This window comes from Aliidiomarina shirensis, from assembly GCF_003987345.1.
GTDB classification, from domain to species: domain Bacteria; phylum Pseudomonadota; class Gammaproteobacteria; order Enterobacterales; family Alteromonadaceae; genus Aliidiomarina; species Aliidiomarina shirensis.
On record NZ_PIPP01000001.1, the window covers coordinates 525,857 to 542,195 of the forward strand.

A 16,339-nucleotide genomic window follows, 5' to 3' on the forward strand; every position below is an offset into this window, starting at 1 on the left:
ACGTTATGTCAGTTTCACTTGGCCCCTTTGCAATGGGAATGTTGCAGTTCATCTTCATTTTAGCAGTGATTATCACCATGGTTACCGCATGGCTGGTAGGCAAGCGCTATAAAATAGCTATTGGCGATTCCGTATTTCATGTGCTTGCTGTAGGCATTATTGTTGCCCGAATCAGTTTTATTGTTCGTTATTTTGAACTCTACACAGAAGCGCCGTGGCAGATCATTAATATTCGCGATGGCGGCTTCGATCTTTGGGCTGGGGTTGTGGGTGGTTTACTCATGGCTGTTTGGGAGGTTAGCCGCAATCGTCAAATCTGGCAGCCGCTTGCTATTACTTGTTTATCGGGGGCTATCGCTTATGCCGCGATGAGTGGTTATCACGAATATCGCTATGGCGGTGAGTTATTTGTGCCCAACGTCCAGCTCGAAACCTTAGATAACCGCACGGTGTATCTTAACCGTGAATATCTTGGAAAACCTATGGTTGTTAATCTTTGGGCTACCTGGTGCCCACCCTGTGTGCGTGAAATGCCATTGTTAGAAGATGCACAAGCGAAATGGCCAGATGTTGCCATCGTTACCGTGAGCCAAGGGGATAGTAAACAGCAGGTGTTGGATTTTGTGGCCGAACAAGGCTTGAACCTAAACGATATGCTCCTTGATCATAACAATCGATTAAGCAATGAAATTGGTTCATTCGCGTTGCCCACTACATTGTTCTTTAACGCCGATGGCATGTTGATTGATACTCATGTCGGTGAGTTTTCGCCAGCAAGGCTACAACAAGCGATAGAACAGATTCGAGCAGAGTAATAAACACTGCGCTAGCGGCTAAGCGCTAGCGCAGTTTACTAATTGCATCGCCTAAACCACTGAGCGTAAGCGGAAACATGCGGCCTTGCATGATTTCACGCATCATTTGCACTGAATGATAGTAATCCCAACGATTTTCCGGTTGCGGATTCAACCATACCGCTTTCGGATAATGATTCAGTAAACGCCGCATCCACACTTCTCCCGGCTCTTCATTCCAATGCTCAACACTGCCGCCAGGATAAGCAATTTCGTATGGCCCCATGGTGGCATCGCCAACAAATATTAACTTGTAATCACTACCATATTTATTTAACACCTCAAGCAACGGCGTTTGTTCTTTGAACCGGCGCTGGTTACTTTTCCATAGGCCCTCATAAACGCAGTTATGGAAATAAAAGAACTCCAAATGCTTGAATTCAGAACGAACGGCCGCGAACAGTTGTTGGCACTCATAGATGTAATCGTCCATAGAGCCACCAACATCGAATAGAATAAGCACTTTTACGGCATTGTGGCGCTCTTGTTGCCACATTAAATCGAGCATACCTTTTTTGCCGGTAGCGCGAATAGTTTCTGGCAAATCAAGTTCATCCGCAGCACCCGTTCGGGCGAATTTGCGCAGCTTTCGCAGTGCCAACTTGATATTGCGATTGCTTAATTCCGCATCGGTATCCAGATCAGCGAATTCACGTTTATCCCAAACTTTCACAGCCCGGCGCGCATTGCTGCCTTCTTGGCCAATACGAATGCCTTCTGGGTTGTAACCGTAAGCACCAAAAGGCGATGTTCCGCCGGTGCCTATCCATTTATTCCCACCAGCATGGCGTTTTTGTTGCTCAGCTAACCGTTCATTAAATTGCTTCAAGAGCTCGTCCAAGCCGCCAAGCGCTTTTAGCTTTTCCTTATCTTCAGCACTCAGTTGTCGCTGCAAGCTCTTCGCAAGCCACTCTTTTGGAATCGAAGCGGCAATATCAACCTCATTCACACCTGCAAAATACTCTGCGAATGCCCGATCGAAACGATCATATTGGCTTTCATCTTTCACCAAAATCATTCTTGAAAGGGAGTAAAAATCATCGATATTGGCAAATATTACCTGCTGCTCGAGCGCATTTAAGAGATCGAGTAGCTCAGTAATACTTACCTTTAGGCCGTGCGCACGTAAACGAAAAAAGAATTCAATCAGCATAAGGCTTAACGCGAGCTCCGGCGCGACATAAATGCCAGTTTTTCCACTAACTCAACATCTTGCTCATTCTTCAAAAGCGCGCCAAACATTGGCATTAAGCCCCCCTGCTGGTTTGCAAGTTCACTTGGCGAAACATCTTCCACCAACAATAGCTTTAACCAATCCAGTAATTCCGAGGTAGAAGGCTTTTTCTTCAAGTTAGGTACGTTTCGCAGATCAAAAAACACTTCCAAGGCGGTGGCTAACAGCTTCTTTTGAATGTTGGGATAATGCACAGCTACAATTGCCGCCAGCGTTTCGGCATCTGGAAAACGAATGTAGTGAAAGAAACAACGGCGCAAGAAAGCGTCCGGCAGTTCTTTCTCGTTATTCGAAGTAATAATAACAATCGGCCGTTGTTTTGCTTTTATTTGTTCACCAGTTTCATATACGTGAAATTCCATTTGATCGAGTTCATGTAGTAAATCATTTGGAAACTCGATGTCGGCTTTATCAATTTCATCTATCAATAGCACCGGCCGCTTTTCTGCGGTAAAAGCCTGCCACAATTTGCCCGGCTTAATATAGTTGCTGATATCGTGCACACGTTCGCTGCCAAGTTGGCTATCACGCAGGCGCGAAACCGCATCATATTCATACAACCCTTGTTGCGCTTTAGTAGTTGATTTTATGTGCCAGCGCAGTAACTCAGTATCCAATGATTGGGCAAGCTCTTCTGCCAACCGAGTTTTACCTGTGCCCGGCTCACCTTTTATTAAGAGTGGCTTTTGCAAAGTAACGGCTGCGTTTACCGCTAAGGCCAATTCATTGGATACAATATAATTCTCTGTACTCTGAAAACCCTGTTGCTCTGGGTTACCGGTATCACTTACTGCCATACAATCTCTCACTTTTCAAACGCCCAAAAAATTAGCGCCATGATAACAAATCATGGCGCTAATCGCAGATCCTAAAAACAGCTTGTGTTATTTCTTCTTCAAGCCTGTAAGTACACCGCCGATACCCACAATAGTAAGTATTGCGCCGATAATTAAAAACCAGAGTGCATTATCAGTTGGTTGCCCAGTAATTGCTTCCGAAGCCTGACCTAACGCAGATTCACGTTCCTGCCACCCAAAATAAAGAACAATTAAGCCAGCAACTAAGATAGCGAGTGATACAAATTTATTCATGAACACTTCTCCTTTGAGTTGTTCTAAGATTTTTATTTTTGTAACTGCTTCTGTAACTACTTCATTTTTCAACTAAATGCATTTGAAGTACTTTTCTAGCTTAGAGCAAATTTACTAAAAGTCCAGTTTGTTGCTAGAACTTTACTTAACCTTCAAACTTACCCTCAGCGTTCATAAAATCATAAAAGCAATCAAATAGTTACCAAGGTTGAACGGCTTCTTTAATACGCCCCGTAGCAATACTCTCAGCGACTTCATCAGCTAAGCGATAGCCGGCATCTGTGGCCTCTTGCCAAAATTTTTGCCGCGCCGGAACGTCAAGATTCGCGAAATCATAACGATCAGGAATCTTGCCATAGGGTAAGGCATCGATAAATGCTTGCGTTGGGGTAATTAGTACGGTATTCGGCCAATTTGCCCCCGTTGTTCGCCGCTTTGTATTTTTATCAAACCATCCGGGAATTACTTCGCGCTGAAAATGGGGATACAGCACCAAACCGGGTTGATCATCTAACGGCACATCAAAATGGTAATCTGTAACGCCACCATCTCGATATACACCAGGTGGCGCACCGGGAATATCGCGCACCCCATCGAGCACCATCGGTATGGAGCCGGTTGCTAATAGCGCCTGGCGAAAATTGCTCTGGCTCAACGGCACATGAATTGTTGGTAAATCAGCCCAATTTTTTCCCATAATCGGAGCGGCTTTCGGGTGATGAAAAATCACGCGCTCGTAGCTACTCCCCAAGGTCTTTCGCGACAGCATATTCAATCCGGCGGCTTTCAATAACCCCAAACCTTGGCCCAAACGCCCACCAGCGGCATTCAGCCCCTTACAGCGAACGGCAATCATGTGATGCATAAAGGTATCTTGCTCAAGAATTTCAGTTACTGCTGCATCAGGGACATATTCATGCAATAACTCGATAGCCTTGTCGGTGATTTCACGAATATCCGGCTTTTCCGTATAAACCGTAGCGCGATAGAGCTTACTAAAAAGTGCACTCGCTTCGGCCGCATTTTTTCGGCCTAAACTGGCGAAGCGCCAACCGCCGGCCGAGGTACCCAGCAAATGCAAAGGTTGCGAGCGGCCTGCGAAAAAATCACCAAATAGATAATTATCCAAGCCCTGCAAAATAAACCACTTGGGGCCTCCAGAGGCACCTAGCATAGTGCTGATATCGTCTGCCGTTAAGCCTTTTTCTTGAATGTGAGCGAGGGCCCCGGCACCCGCTTTAATCTCTGCCCATTTCATCATGAGAGCCAAAAATCCTAGTTAGAAAGTGTGTTTACGTTCAGCAATAATACCTAAAGCCAACATGATTCCGATCACCAAAGGCCCAAGAAAACGAGTTGATACCAGCCCCAATTGGAATTGAATGAATGGCGACATCCAATTCATTAAGATGCCATACCCAAATGCGCACAGGAGCACAAAAACAATGGTTCGAAAAAAAAAGTGATAATGCCGAATTTGCCGTTTAACCGCACGGTTCACATCGTTTCCAAAAATCACAAGTAATGTGGCGGCGATCATCACACTTATATACGTCAGATGCCCTCGCATCCATGCACCAAGTTCCAATAGTATTTCGTTTATCACTGCTTAATTCCAAACGCTGGTTATTGAAAATACATACAATTCACAGCGGCACAGTATAACCTGAGCAATCATGATGTACAGATGCAAGGCTGCAATTCCATTGGCGACAAAGATGACATCCAAGACACCACCGTAGCAAAATTTCAGTGCTGCAACATCGGCGCGGCAATGGTATTCTTTTAACAACCTAAATTTTAATCTCGCTACATAGAGCCAAATAAGAATCATTTTATGAAATTAATTAGCTTTAACATCAACGGTATTCGCGCCCGCTTGCATCAATTACAGGCATTAATTGATAAGCACCAACCCGACGTTATTGGCCTGCAAGAAACAAAAGTTCATGACGACCAATTTCCACTTGCTGACGTTGAAGCAATGGGCTACCAGGTACTGTACTTTGGGCAAAAAGGCCATTATGGCGTGGCTATGCTAACCAAATTGCCATTTGAAGATGTATGCTATGGCTGGCCGGGTGATGATGAGGATGCTCAGCGCCGCATGATTATGGCAACGGTAACCAGCCCTACGGGTGAAAAAATTCGCGTAATGAACGGCTACTTTCCGCAAGGTGAATCACGCGATCATCCGTTAAAATTTCCAGCAAAAGAAAAATTCTATCAAGATTTAATGCATTATTTAGAAACTACACAATCGCCGGATCAGCCACTTATTCTCATGGGTGATGTGAATATTTCTTCTACCGATCTTGATATTGGTATTGGCGAAGTAAATCGCAAGCGTTGGTTGAAAACCGGTAAGTGTAGCTTTTTGCCGGAAGAGCGAGAATGGATGCAAAGGCTAATGGATTGGGGATTCACCGATACCTATCGCGCTGCACATCCAGAACGCGATGATCAATTCAGTTGGTTTGATTATCGTTCACGTGGTTTCGATGATAATCGTGGACTACGCATTGATTTAATCCTCGCTACTGCACCACTCGCGAGCCGGTGCATCGAATCGGGCATTGATTACGAGCTACGGGGCATCGAGAAGCCTTCGGATCATGCGCCAATTTGGAGTACGTTCAAGCCCGAATAACGTTGATTTAAAGGCTTCAAGAAAGGGCATCTCATTGAGATGCCCTTTTTATTTGAATACCTACTTCTACTCTATTGCTCTTCTGGTGGTAAAACCGCCAATGCCTTGCGCAATACTCGCGCTAAATCGACATAACACGGGCCTTTACGATGACCTGGCAAACGAACATCCTCACCAGCGGCATTCAATTTATTCTGTAATTCGAAATACCAGCTATTCAGCGCTGGCGGCAATATTTGATAGGCACGCTTACCGAGCCAATAATAGCCTTGCACTGGTAGTAGCAATAAAAACAGTGAAGCACCAAGAATTTGCGGTAAGAAATCAGCCCCTAGATACTGAATTTGAACAAAAAAGTTGGCTACCGCTGCCAACGGCAATACCTTTAGCCCAAGTTTAGTTGCGGGAATAAATTTGCTTTCCGGAAGATTGCCCACTACAGCATGATTTGGCCATAGCTTTAAGTAATCAGCCCCGCGTTTTAAAGTTGTCCACATGGAGCACTCACCTATTTGCTTAACATATAGCTATATTCGCACAAACTGGTAAATAAGATCAAAAAAACAGCATGTGATGAAAACTCGCACAATCAATTTTATTAAATAATTTCAATTATATAGCGACTTCACTCCAGCTAATTAACAAGGTTATCCACAGAAAAAGTGGATGGAATTGAACAACCTGGAACAAACTCGCCTAGGCTTCCGTTTTTTTTAGTTATGTGGCACTGTAAGCCTATCATTTCCTGTTAATTTACCGGTGAGAGACAACCATGAGCCTTGTAGTTTTTGGTATTAAAAATTGCGATACCGTTCGTAAAAGCCTTAAATGGCTAAAAGAACATGATGTGGATTATCAGTTTGCCGATCTAAAAACTGAGCAATTGGCTGGCAGCACAATTGAGCATTGGGTTAACGCCGTTGGAATAGACGTGTTAGTGAATAAACGTGGCACTACGTGGCGGCAATTACCCGACGACGACAAAGGTGAACTTACCCTACCGCGTACTATTCATTTGATTCAAAGTCATCCAACGTTGTTAAAACGCCCGGTGGTTGTGAAAGGCAGTGAGATTACCGTAGGCTTTAACGAAGCTGAGTGGCAGGAGCGTTTTGGTGGCTAAAGCGTACGATATAAATCACCCTACTCTTGTTTTAGCTCGAGATCTGATAAGCCGTCGTTCCGTTACCCCGAACGATGCGGCGTGCCAGAAGCTAATGGCTGAACGTTTAGCTCCGCTGGGGTTTGATATTGAATCCATGGTTTTCTCCGATACCACCAATATGTGGGCAAGGCGCAAGAAAACAGGCCCCTTGTTTTGTTTTGCTGGGCACACCGATGTGGTGCCTGCCGGTGATGAAAACGATTGGGATACCCCACCGTTTCAACCAGTTGATAAAGATGGCGTGCTCTATGGCCGTGGCGCGGCCGACATGAAAGGCAGCCTCGCGGCTATGATCGTGGCAACCGAACGCTTTATTGAACAACATCCCGACCATGCCGGCAGTATTGCTTTTTTAATCACCAGCGACGAGGAAGGCCCGTTTATCAACGGTACTGTTAAAGTGATTGAAACCTTAGAAGCGCGTAATGAAAAAATTGATTGGTGTCTCGTTGGCGAGCCCTCAAGCACCAATTACTGTGGTGATGTGGTTAAGTATGGCCGCCGCGGTAGCCTTACCGGTTACCTTACCGTAAATGGCATTCAAGGACATGTTGCGTATCCGCATTTAGCGCGTAACCCAGTGCATCAAGTTGCGCCTGCTCTAGCTGAGCTCGCCGCAGAGGTGTGGGATGAAGGCAACGCAGCTTTTCCACCCACGAGCTTTCAAATTGTTGATGTCCAAGCAGGAACCGGGGCTACCAATGTGGTGCCTGGCAAGGTAAAAATTGCATTTAATCTGCGTTTTAGCACGGAATCTACCGCAGAAACGCTAAAATCAAGAATTTTGCATATACTTAATAAGCATGAGCTTACCTACAGCATTGATTGGACCCTCAACGGATTACCTTTCCTTACTGAGCATGGCCCATTAGTTACAGCTACAAAGGCCGCTGTAAAAAAGATAGCTGGCGAAGAACCCGAGCTATCCACGGCGGGTGGCACATCCGATGGCCGCTTTATCGCCCCAACTGGCGCGCAAGTAATTGAATTAGGCCCAGTAAACGCGACCATTCACAAAGTTAACGAGAATGTTAGCCACCGTGATTTAATTGATCTTACCGATATGTATGAAGAAATTTTAATTCAAATGTTGGTGAATTAACTATAACGAGGTAACGGTAGTTGAGTAATTCTTCGCTGGAACATGCCATAGCCGCAATCCGCTCCGCGCAACTTATCGGAGCTACCGAGGAACACGTTGTGGCGGTTCCTACTGCTGATTCAGATAAGATAAAGCTACAACCTATTGTTGTTGAAGCCTACTCACGCCTGCGTGACGAAGCAAAGCGTGCCGGATTTGAGTTAGAAATTGCCAGTGGTTTTCGAGATTTCCAGCGCCAACAAGGAATTTGGACCAAAAAACTAGCGGCAAGCAATGAAAGTGAACGCGCGCTTGAGCAAATACTGCATTGGTCAGCCTTTCCCGGCACGAGCCGGCATCATTGGGGCACAGATTTTGATTTCTTCGATGCAAGAGAATTTCCTCCCCATAAAGATACGGACAAGAAACTGCAATTGGTAGCCAATGAATATAATCTAGGTGGGCCATGCTATCAGCTTTACCAATGGTTGCGCGAGCACGCTGCACAATTTGGCTTTTATTGGCCCTATAAAGGCCGTGGTAATGGCGTTGCAGCTGAGCCATGGCATCTTAGCTATGCACCTTTAGCCGTTCACTACCAGGCGCTCTGGCAGCGAGCGGAACAAGAAGATTACTTACGTACATTTATCCGCGAACAAAATTTGGTAGGCTTTTCGCTCGTTGAATCGCGCTTAAACAACATTATTCAGCGCTATAGCCTGCAGGTTGAAACGCCACCACCCGAGGCAACACAATGACAATGCCATTATGGGCAGTAATTTCAATTATCGTTCTCGTACTCGCAATTATTTTTAGCAACGTAATGTTGGTGAAGAAAACCGCTCACATGAAAATGCCGAATTTGCTTCGGAAGCACAAGGACGGTTCAAAAGCAGCCGATGATTGGGAAAAAGATGAATGGGACAAGAACGATTGGGAGAAAGACGATTGGGGTGATGAGGATTGGCAAAAAGACAATAATACGGAAGAGCAGAATAAAAAATAGCGCTTAACCCCTCTCTAGAGTTAACCGCTATTTTATGCTCGCGAAATCGAAGAATTTAGCGAAAAAGCCAAATTAATCGAACTGCATACCTAAACGCTTACCAACTTCTTCATAGGCTTCTACAACGCCGCCCAACCCTTGGCGAAAACGATCTTTATCAAGCTTAGTGCGAGTTTCTTTATCCCACAACCGGCAACCATCAGGGCTAAACTCATCGCCCAAAACAACCTGCCCATTGAATACACCAAACTCGAGTTTATAATCGACCAAAAGCATGCCACCTTCCGCGAACAATGGCTGTAATACCTCATTCACCGCAAAAGTTAGGCGCTTCATTTCCGCTAGCTGAGCCTCAGTAGCCCAACCAAAAGCCACAGCATGGCTTTCATTCACCATTGGATCGTGCAAAGCATCATTTTTCAGGAACAGCTCAAACGTAGGCGGCGTTAACGTAATCCCCTCTTCTACACCCAAACGGCGCACCAAAGAGCCCGCAGCAATATTCCGCACCACACACTCAACTGGAATCATATCTAGTTTCTTCACCACACACTCGGTATCGGAAAGCAGTGATTCCATTTGTGTTGGAATACCAGCGGCAGCTAACTTTTCCATAATGAAAAAGTTAAACTTATTATTCACCATTCCTTTGCGAGCGAGTTGTTCGATACGCTCACCATCAAATGCCGACGTATCATCACGAAATTGCAGAATTAAATAATCTGGATTTTCCGTAGTGAATACTGTTTTGGCCTTGCCGCGATAAAGCTCATCTAATTTTTGCATCAATCTAATCTCGATTAATCTTCAGTTTGTTCACGAAATGCACGAGCAAATACGGGCATCCATTCTGCTACTTGCTCGGCTGAGGCCGGTTCTTCGTCGATGTATGGAATCACGTAAATTACGCCATCACGGTCATCAACGTTAAATTCAACTTCGGTACCTACAGTGAGCGGTAGCTCGCCACGTTCAGTGTCTGTCCAGAACGCTAACCGACGGAAGAAACTGCGTTTTCCAGCAGGTTCGTAGCTCGTGTAGTAAACACCTTCAGATTGATTGAAATCGTCGATGACGAAACCGGAGTTCTCTAAAACTCCTGGCATTAAGCTCCACGCAACATTGAAAGTACTATCAAACACGATTGCCGCAAAACCATCAGCGGTTTCACTTTGGCGTATTTCGACACCACGGCGTGCATCAGCAATTTGTTCGTTCGCATAATTACGGGCGAGATAGGCAGAAATGTCGTTCAGAATACCCGCTTCCAGCTCACGTTGTAACATCACTGGCGTATCTTGTGCTGATACAGGGTTCCCATTCTCGAGCCAGGTGATTTCTGAAGCGCGGGCATCAATAACGGCACTGCGGCGGTGGCTTGCCGCTTGCATTTCAATAGTGAGAACTTGCTCGGAAGCGTATACGTCGCGAACGCGGCGTAACCGGTTGATAAAGCCTTCACGGCCAAGGCTATATTGTTCTTTGGTAAAACGCGCAGTTACAATCCGTTCTTGCGGGTTATTCTCAATAATCTCAGCATCAAGATCACCCACAACCGCAACAACGGCTCGCCATACCCAATCAGGGAGGTCGGTGATGCCTTCTACCGCATCAAACGCCAAACGCGTTTCGTTTGAGCCTTCATCTACCCGGCTTCCAGGCGCAAGCGTAAGCACCTGCCGCGGTGAACGCACACTCACAGCTTGGCCAATCGAGCCTTCTCGCTGCTCAGACGACAGCGTTGGTAGCCGATACTGTGCACGTTGCTGTGGAACATCAAGGTTTTCAGGGGCATTTAATGCACCATGATCTTCAACTTCCAAGTAATCGAAACTACCCTCGGCCAAATCACGTTGTGCAGCGCAACCGCTGATCACTAGGGCGCCAAGGGCTACTATCCAAACTTTATTAAACTTCATCAAAACTCCGTTATTGTAAATATCCAGCATCTTTGAGTGCTTGTTCGATAACTTTTTCGTTCTCAAGTTCCGGAGCCGTTAAAGGTAATCGATAATTAGGTTGAATCCAGCCCAACCTCGCCATCGCCCACTTCACTGGAATTGGGTTTGCTTCAACGAATAAGGCATGATGCAACGATGCTAATTTCTTATCAAATTCAGCGGCAGAATCAATATCACCACGGCGGGCGGCATCTACCATACGCTTCATGGTTTGTGGCATTAAATTTGCGGTAACGCTAATAACACCGTGACCACCGGCGAGAATAAATTCTCGTGAGGTTGGGTCATCGCCGCTTAACAAAAGAAAATCAGGGCCACATAATTTCTGCAATTCCGCAACGCGCCCAATTTCGCCCGTAGCTTCTTTAATACCAATAATATTAGGAAACTCAGCGAGTTCGGCTACGAGTTCAGGAAGCATATCACAGCCAGTTCTGCCGGGAACATTATAAAGAAATTGCGGAAGATCACTGGCTTCACTAACGTATCGGTAATGCTCGATCAGGCCTTTGCGGCTCGGTCGATTATAGTACGGTGTTACATTGAGAAAACCATCAACACCAAGCGGCGCGATACGCTCAGTAAGCTGAACGGCTTCATGCGTTGAATTTGAGCCATTTCCCGCAATTACATGAACGCGTTTGTTTACGAGCTCTACCGTTGCCCGCACCACATCAACATGTTCGTCATGGCTTAAGGTTGGTGATTCCCCGGTAGTTCCCACGGAAACAATGGCATCGGTGCCATATTCAACGTGAAACTCAACAAGTTCAGCGAGGAGTTTGTAATCAACGTTACCGTTGCTGGTAAATGGGGTGACAAGCGCCACCATACTGCCGGTCAGCATAGGTTCTCCCTCAGAAATTAAGGCCACAATCTTACTCGTGCAGCCAATGAATGACAAGTGTACAGCACTGGCGATTCGCTACAATCTATGGTTTCATAAAAAATAACATCGATATCGTTCTCTGATATCGATCGATATCCCGAATAACGCACGTATTGATGCTTTATCAGCTATGCTCATAGTCATGTTATGAAATCAACTTAGAAGTGGAGCCATTATTATGAAAACCTTGCAAGTCGGTGATAAAGCGCCGCTATTCACACTACCCGATCAAAACGGTGAAGCTGTTAGCCTTGCTGATTTATTGAAATCAGCGCAAGTGCTCGTTTATTTTTACCCAAAAGCGATGACTCCGGGTTGTACGGTACAAGCACAAAAGCTTCGCGATACCCGCGATGAGTTAGCAGCTAAAGGCGTTACTGTTGTTGGTATCAGCCCTGATGCTCCGAAACGGTTAGCGAAGTTTACCGAGCGTGATGAACTAAATTTCACCCTACTCGCTGATGAACAAAACGAAGTAGCAAATGCATTTGGGGTATGGGGTCCGAAGAAGTTCATGGGCCGCGAGTACGATGGTATTCATCGCATTAGTTTCTTAATCGGTAAAGATGGCAAAGTTGCGCATGTTTTCGATAAATTCAAAACTAAAGATCACCACGAAGTAGTGCTGAACGCCCTTAACTAATTAATTTTTTGAACGTAAATGAAAACCGCCTAGTTATATCAGGCGGTTTTTATTTGTTTGTGATTCACGCACACGCAAGCTAATTACTCGCCGAGCCTTCGTCTAAGATTTCATTCTGTTGCGATAACGCCGTGATAACTGCTTTTACCAAGCTGGCTAGTGGAATCGCAAAGAATACCCCCCAGAAGCCCCAGATACCGCCAAACACTAGCACCGCCGCAATGATGTATACCGGGTTCAAACTCACCGCTTCGGAGAACAATATGGGTACGAGAACATTACCATCGAGTGCTTGAATAACTAAGTAGGCAAAAATAAGCCAGAACAGTGTTGGCGAAATACCGAATTGGAATAAGCCAACTAATGCAACCGGAAGCGTTACCACTGCAGCGCCAATGTATGGCACCAGAACTGATAAACCCACCAACGTGGCAAGTAACGCAGAATAACGCAAATCAAAGAAACTGAAGGTAATAAAGGTTACAACACCCACAATAACGATTTCTGCAGACTTCCCGCGAATATAATTCATAATCTGTGAATTCATCTCAGTGCCCACTTGGCTTATTAAGCGACGCTGCTCGGGAAGTACACGGCTAAAGTGAGAAAGTAGCAACTCTTTATCTTTCAACATGAAAAATACAAGTAAAGGCACGATAATCATGTACACCAAGAATACTGCTAATAACACAATCGTGTTCCATGAGCGCTCAAGTATTCCTTGGCCAAATTGTAGCAACCTGTCGTTTACTTTATCGGTAAACATTTGAATCTGAGAACCATCAATAAATGCCGGCGCTATTTCTTCTGCACTTTCCATTAAATCACGCCAAGCTTGCGCAATTAGAGGGAGCTCACTCAGTAAATTAACGCTTTGTTGCCAAATGACAGGAACAAGGAAGAACACCAACAACAGAGCAAAGCTAATAAAGAGTAAAAACACAATCAATACGGCATACAGCCTGCCAAAACCAATGCGTTGCATGCGCGCTACTGGCCATTCGAGAAGGTATGCAAGTGCCACAGCAACCAAAATAGGCGCGAGTATTTGCCCGGCAAAAGCAATCAACGCAAAGCCGATAACGAGAAGTAACGTAAGTGTTACTGCATTTGGATCCGAAAAGCGACGTTGAAACCAATTACGTAAATATCTCAGCATAGCTATCCATTAGCTCCAGAAATAAAGAATAAGCAAACAGTGTATAGTACTTGATAGTATCAAGCCGGTGCCCTTTATACCATTAAAGCCCACGTGAACGGCAGTATACCTAAGTAATTTAAATACTTTTTAACGGAACCTGACCTAAATTTTACAATCCTATGTAATATACAATAAAGCTCGTGTTCGGTAGGCTAAGATAGTTATACCTTTATCGCGTTACTCTTGAATTTATCGCGTTGCTATGGAGTAGTATCAATACATGTTGAAAACATTGCCCAGTGTTACTGGCACCATGTTGTGCACCGCTATACTTGCGTTTACCCTCGGCACTAGCAGCCTAAACACAGCCAATGCCCAAAGCAGAACTGAAGTGCCTACCATAGGAACTGCGGGCGGTGCCTTTATGTCAATTGAGCGCGAGCGCTTGTATGGCGAGCACTATCTGCGTGAAATACGCCGCTTGGCACCTATTGTGGAAGATCCTGTACTTAAAGAGTACCTAAATACGGTTGGCAATCGCCTAGTGCGCCATGCCGATAACGTGCAGTATCCTTTTCACTTTTTCTGGGTTCGCGACGATAGCATTAATGCTTTCGCGTTTTTAGGCGGCAATGTAGGTATGCATACGGGTTTATTACTCGAGGCATCCGATGAATCGGAAATGGCAGCCGTGCTTGCTCACGAAATTGCGCATGTAACGCAACGGCACATTGCTCGGAATATGGAGCGCATGACCGCCGCCGCACCGCTTACCATGGCGCAAATGATAGGTGGCATCGTTGTTGGTTTAATTAACCCCACGCTGGGAATGGCGGTATTATCAACAGGTATTGCCGGCGCCCAGCAACGGCAAATCAACTACACGCGCCAATTTGAACGAGAAGCCGACCGTGTTGGTATGGCGGCGTTGGCCAGAGCTGGCTATGATCCTGAAGGCGCCCCTCGGTTTTTTACTAAACTGCAAGCACGATACCGCTATGCTACACAAGTACCTCAGTTTTTGATTACCCACCCGCTGCCAGAATCGCGTATTGCTGATACCCGCTCACGGGCACAAGCGCTGGGCTCAGTTGCGTTACCGCCAGTGCTCGACTTCGAACTTGCACGGTCTCGCGTGTTGGTACGCTACACCAGCCGTGCCCCTCGAGATCTGTTACTCGATTTTGAACGTGATGAACAAATTGCAAATCATCCGCATAAACGGCAAGCAGCGCAATATGGCCGAGCACTGGCATTATTCGAACTCGAACAATTCGAAGAAGCCAACACCATTATCGATGAACTGATTACATCAGCGCCGTTTAATTTGTTTTATCTCGATACCAAAACCGATATTCTTTTAGGCTTAGATCGCGAAGATGAAGCGGTTGATTGGTTAACCCGCGAATACATGCGGCGCCCAAATAATCAAGTTGTTACTTTAAATCTTGCGTACGCTGGTATTGAAGCGGGCGAATATACGCTCGTAAGAAGCATACTTAATGATTACATTTCGCATGAAAAAACGGACATTGTCGCCTATCAGATGCTTATTGATCTGCATCAGCGCGCAGATAATTCCGTAGCGCTGCACGAAGCGCAAGCGGAGCTTCATAATTTGCGCGGTAATTTCCAAATGGCGGTTGAAGAATTGCATTCGGCATATGCCAAAACCAGCGAAGAAGATGAAAGCAATCGCCAACGCATACAAGCACGAATTTTTCAGCTACGAGCCCTAGAAGCCGAACGGGACCGAGTTTTTGACATTTAGCGAAAACCTTGTAGAGTTCGCAACCCAACATTATGGAGAACCAAATGTCTGCTTTTACTATCTATCACAACCCACGCTGCTCAAAGAGCCGCGAAACACTGAAGCTGCTAGAAGAAAAAGGTGTGCAGCCCACGGTAATCGAGTATTTACAAACACCACCTAGCGCAGCAACTATCATCGCACTCAGTAAAGGTTTAGCGTTACCAATAGCGTCTATGCTCCGGGTAAAAGAAGATGAATACAAAGCCTTACATTTAAAAGCATTCACTGGCACCGATGAAGAGCTTGCAGAAATTGTTAGCCGACATCCAAAAATATTAGAGCGCCCAATCGTGGTGCGTGAGAGCGATCAACATGCTCGAATTGGCCGCCCGCCTGAAGCTGTATTGGAGCTCCTGTGAATACTGATTTTATCAAAACAGCGAGCTTTCATCGTAAGCTCACGTTGATTTGCTACCCTAGCCTGCTCGTATTCGTGATACTTTGGCACGGTGTTCTAGCGCCAAATGAATTCTTAAGCGTTTGGTTAACCATGGCTATCTGGGTCGTTCCGTTGCTATTGCCGTTAAAGGGAATTTTACAGGGAAATGCATACACCCACGCTTGGGCAAACTTTATTCTTATCTTCTACTTTATTCACAGCTTAACCGCTATTTACACTAATCCAGGTGAACGTTGGTATGCGGCGATCGAGCTACTATTAACCACCGGTGCATTTATTGGCGCTACGTATTACGCGCGTTACCGAGGCCGAGAGCTAGGATTAGGCATCAAAAAGAAGAAAGATGAAAAGGTAGTTACGAACGCGGGTAAAGTTGATTAGCGTAGCGAAAACATGGGCACACAAGTTAAT

General features: G+C 45.5%; 20 protein-coding genes. 10 read left to right on the forward strand and 10 right to left on the reverse strand.

Annotated features, from left to right (window positions below):
• The first annotated feature begins 5 nt into the window (after positions 1-5).
• On the forward strand, positions 6-815 hold the full coding sequence (locus CWE13_RS02350; RefSeq protein WP_126805722.1) for a TlpA disulfide reductase family protein: 810 nt from the start codon (positions 6-8) through the stop codon (positions 813-815).
• Between the two features lie 25 nt (positions 816-840).
• Here CWE13_RS02350 and CWE13_RS02355 read toward each other — a convergent pair whose 3' ends face one another.
• The 5 genes from CWE13_RS02355 to CWE13_RS02375 all read right to left on the reverse strand — a co-directional run bounded on the left by CWE13_RS02355 (position 841) and on the right by CWE13_RS02375 (position 4,785).
• Positions 841-2,007: a vWA domain-containing protein gene (locus tag CWE13_RS02355; protein WP_126805723.1), complete on the reverse strand. Its 1,167-nt coding sequence runs from the start codon at positions 2,005-2,007 to the stop codon at positions 841-843.
• 5 nt (positions 2,008-2,012) lie between these two features.
• Complete coding sequence (locus CWE13_RS02360) at positions 2,013-2,885, reverse strand: AAA family ATPase (RefSeq protein ID WP_126805724.1); 873 nt, start codon at positions 2,883-2,885, stop codon at positions 2,013-2,015.
• A gap of 87 nt (positions 2,886-2,972) precedes the next feature.
• Positions 2,973-3,179, reverse strand: a complete 207-nt coding sequence (locus CWE13_RS02365) for a DUF3185 family protein (protein WP_126805725.1) — start codon at positions 3,177-3,179, stop codon at positions 2,973-2,975.
• 199 nt (positions 3,180-3,378) lie between these two features.
• Complete coding sequence (locus CWE13_RS02370; protein ID WP_126805726.1) at positions 3,379-4,440, reverse strand: alpha/beta hydrolase; 1,062 nt, start codon at positions 4,438-4,440, stop codon at positions 3,379-3,381.
• An 18-nt stretch (positions 4,441-4,458) separates the two neighbouring features.
• Entirely contained in the window at positions 4,459-4,785 is a 327-nt protein-coding gene (locus tag CWE13_RS02375) for a DUF3392 domain-containing protein (RefSeq protein ID WP_126805727.1), read from the reverse strand.
• 231 nt (positions 4,786-5,016) lie between these two features.
• Here CWE13_RS02375 and xthA point away from each other — a divergent pair, with 231 nt between their 5' ends.
• On the forward strand, positions 5,017-5,829 hold the full coding sequence (gene xthA, locus CWE13_RS02380; RefSeq protein ID WP_126805728.1) for an exodeoxyribonuclease III: 813 nt from the start codon (positions 5,017-5,019) through the stop codon (positions 5,827-5,829).
• A gap of 71 nt (positions 5,830-5,900) precedes the next feature.
• Here the strand turns inward: xthA and yfbV are convergent, their stop codons facing one another.
• Positions 5,901-6,326 (reverse strand): terminus macrodomain insulation protein YfbV, encoded by a 426-nt coding sequence (yfbV, locus tag CWE13_RS02385; RefSeq protein WP_126805729.1) that lies wholly within the window; start codon positions 6,324-6,326, stop codon positions 5,901-5,903.
• A 275-nt stretch (positions 6,327-6,601) separates the two neighbouring features.
• Between yfbV and CWE13_RS02390 the strand changes: the two genes are divergently transcribed.
• From CWE13_RS02390 to CWE13_RS02405, 4 genes are read left to right on the forward strand one after another with little or no spacing between them, the layout of a single operon-like run.
• Positions 6,602-6,952 (forward strand): Spx/MgsR family RNA polymerase-binding regulatory protein, encoded by a 351-nt coding sequence (locus CWE13_RS02390; protein WP_126805730.1) that lies wholly within the window; start codon positions 6,602-6,604, stop codon positions 6,950-6,952.
• A gap of 10 nt (positions 6,953-6,962) precedes the next feature.
• Positions 6,963-8,096 carry a succinyl-diaminopimelate desuccinylase gene (dapE, locus tag CWE13_RS02395; RefSeq protein WP_420837033.1) on the forward strand — a complete coding sequence of 378 codons (1,134 nt, stop codon included), beginning with the start codon at positions 6,963-6,965 and terminating at the stop codon, positions 8,094-8,096.
• A 20-nt stretch (positions 8,097-8,116) separates the two neighbouring features.
• The gene (locus tag CWE13_RS02400) at positions 8,117-8,833 is read left to right on the forward strand and encodes a M15 family metallopeptidase (protein WP_126805732.1); all 717 of its coding nucleotides are present in this window, start codon (positions 8,117-8,119) and stop codon (positions 8,831-8,833) included.
• On the forward strand, positions 8,830-9,081 hold the full coding sequence (locus CWE13_RS02405; RefSeq protein ID WP_126805733.1) for a DUF2897 family protein: 252 nt from the start codon (positions 8,830-8,832) through the stop codon (positions 9,079-9,081). The genes CWE13_RS02400 and CWE13_RS02405 overlap by 4 nt, the downstream gene beginning before the upstream one ends.
• A gap of 72 nt (positions 9,082-9,153) precedes the next feature.
• On the opposite strand, the gene purC is transcribed toward CWE13_RS02405, so the two are convergent.
• Genes purC through dapA form a run of 3 tightly spaced genes read right to left on the reverse strand, consistent with a single transcriptional unit; the run spans position 9,154 to position 11,889 of the window.
• A complete protein-coding gene (gene purC / locus CWE13_RS02410; protein WP_126805734.1) occupies positions 9,154-9,867 on the reverse strand; it encodes a phosphoribosylaminoimidazolesuccinocarboxamide synthase in 714 nt (237 codons plus the stop codon).
• Positions 9,868-9,881: 14 nt separating this feature from the next.
• A complete protein-coding gene (bamC, locus tag CWE13_RS02415; protein ID WP_157980923.1) occupies positions 9,882-11,000 on the reverse strand; it encodes an outer membrane protein assembly factor BamC in 1,119 nt (372 codons plus the stop codon).
• A gap of 10 nt (positions 11,001-11,010) precedes the next feature.
• Positions 11,011-11,889: a 4-hydroxy-tetrahydrodipicolinate synthase gene (gene dapA / locus CWE13_RS02420; RefSeq protein WP_126805736.1), complete on the reverse strand. Its 879-nt coding sequence runs from the start codon at positions 11,887-11,889 to the stop codon at positions 11,011-11,013.
• 220 nt (positions 11,890-12,109) lie between these two features.
• Here dapA and bcp point away from each other — a divergent pair, with 220 nt between their 5' ends.
• Entirely contained in the window at positions 12,110-12,574 is a 465-nt protein-coding gene (gene bcp / locus CWE13_RS02425) for a thioredoxin-dependent thiol peroxidase (RefSeq protein ID WP_126805737.1), read from the forward strand.
• 79 nt (positions 12,575-12,653) lie between these two features.
• Here bcp and CWE13_RS02430 read toward each other — a convergent pair whose 3' ends face one another.
• On the reverse strand, positions 12,654-13,733 hold the full coding sequence (locus tag CWE13_RS02430) for an AI-2E family transporter (protein ID WP_126805738.1): 1,080 nt from the start codon (positions 13,731-13,733) through the stop codon (positions 12,654-12,656).
• 262 nt (positions 13,734-13,995) lie between these two features.
• Here CWE13_RS02430 and bepA point away from each other — a divergent pair, with 262 nt between their 5' ends.
• Genes bepA through CWE13_RS02445 form a run of 3 tightly spaced genes read left to right on the forward strand, consistent with a single transcriptional unit; the run spans position 13,996 to position 16,309 of the window.
• Positions 13,996-15,486, forward strand: a complete 1,491-nt coding sequence (gene bepA / locus CWE13_RS02435) for a beta-barrel assembly-enhancing protease (protein WP_126805739.1) — start codon at positions 13,996-13,998, stop codon at positions 15,484-15,486.
• A gap of 44 nt (positions 15,487-15,530) precedes the next feature.
• Positions 15,531-15,887: an arsenate reductase (glutaredoxin) gene (gene arsC, locus CWE13_RS02440; RefSeq protein WP_126805740.1), complete on the forward strand. Its 357-nt coding sequence runs from the start codon at positions 15,531-15,533 to the stop codon at positions 15,885-15,887.
• Entirely contained in the window at positions 15,884-16,309 is a 426-nt protein-coding gene (locus CWE13_RS02445) for a DUF2069 domain-containing protein (RefSeq protein WP_126805741.1), read from the forward strand. Before arsC ends, CWE13_RS02445 begins: the two co-directional genes overlap by 4 nt.
• The last annotated feature ends 30 nt before the right edge of the window (positions 16,310-16,339 follow it).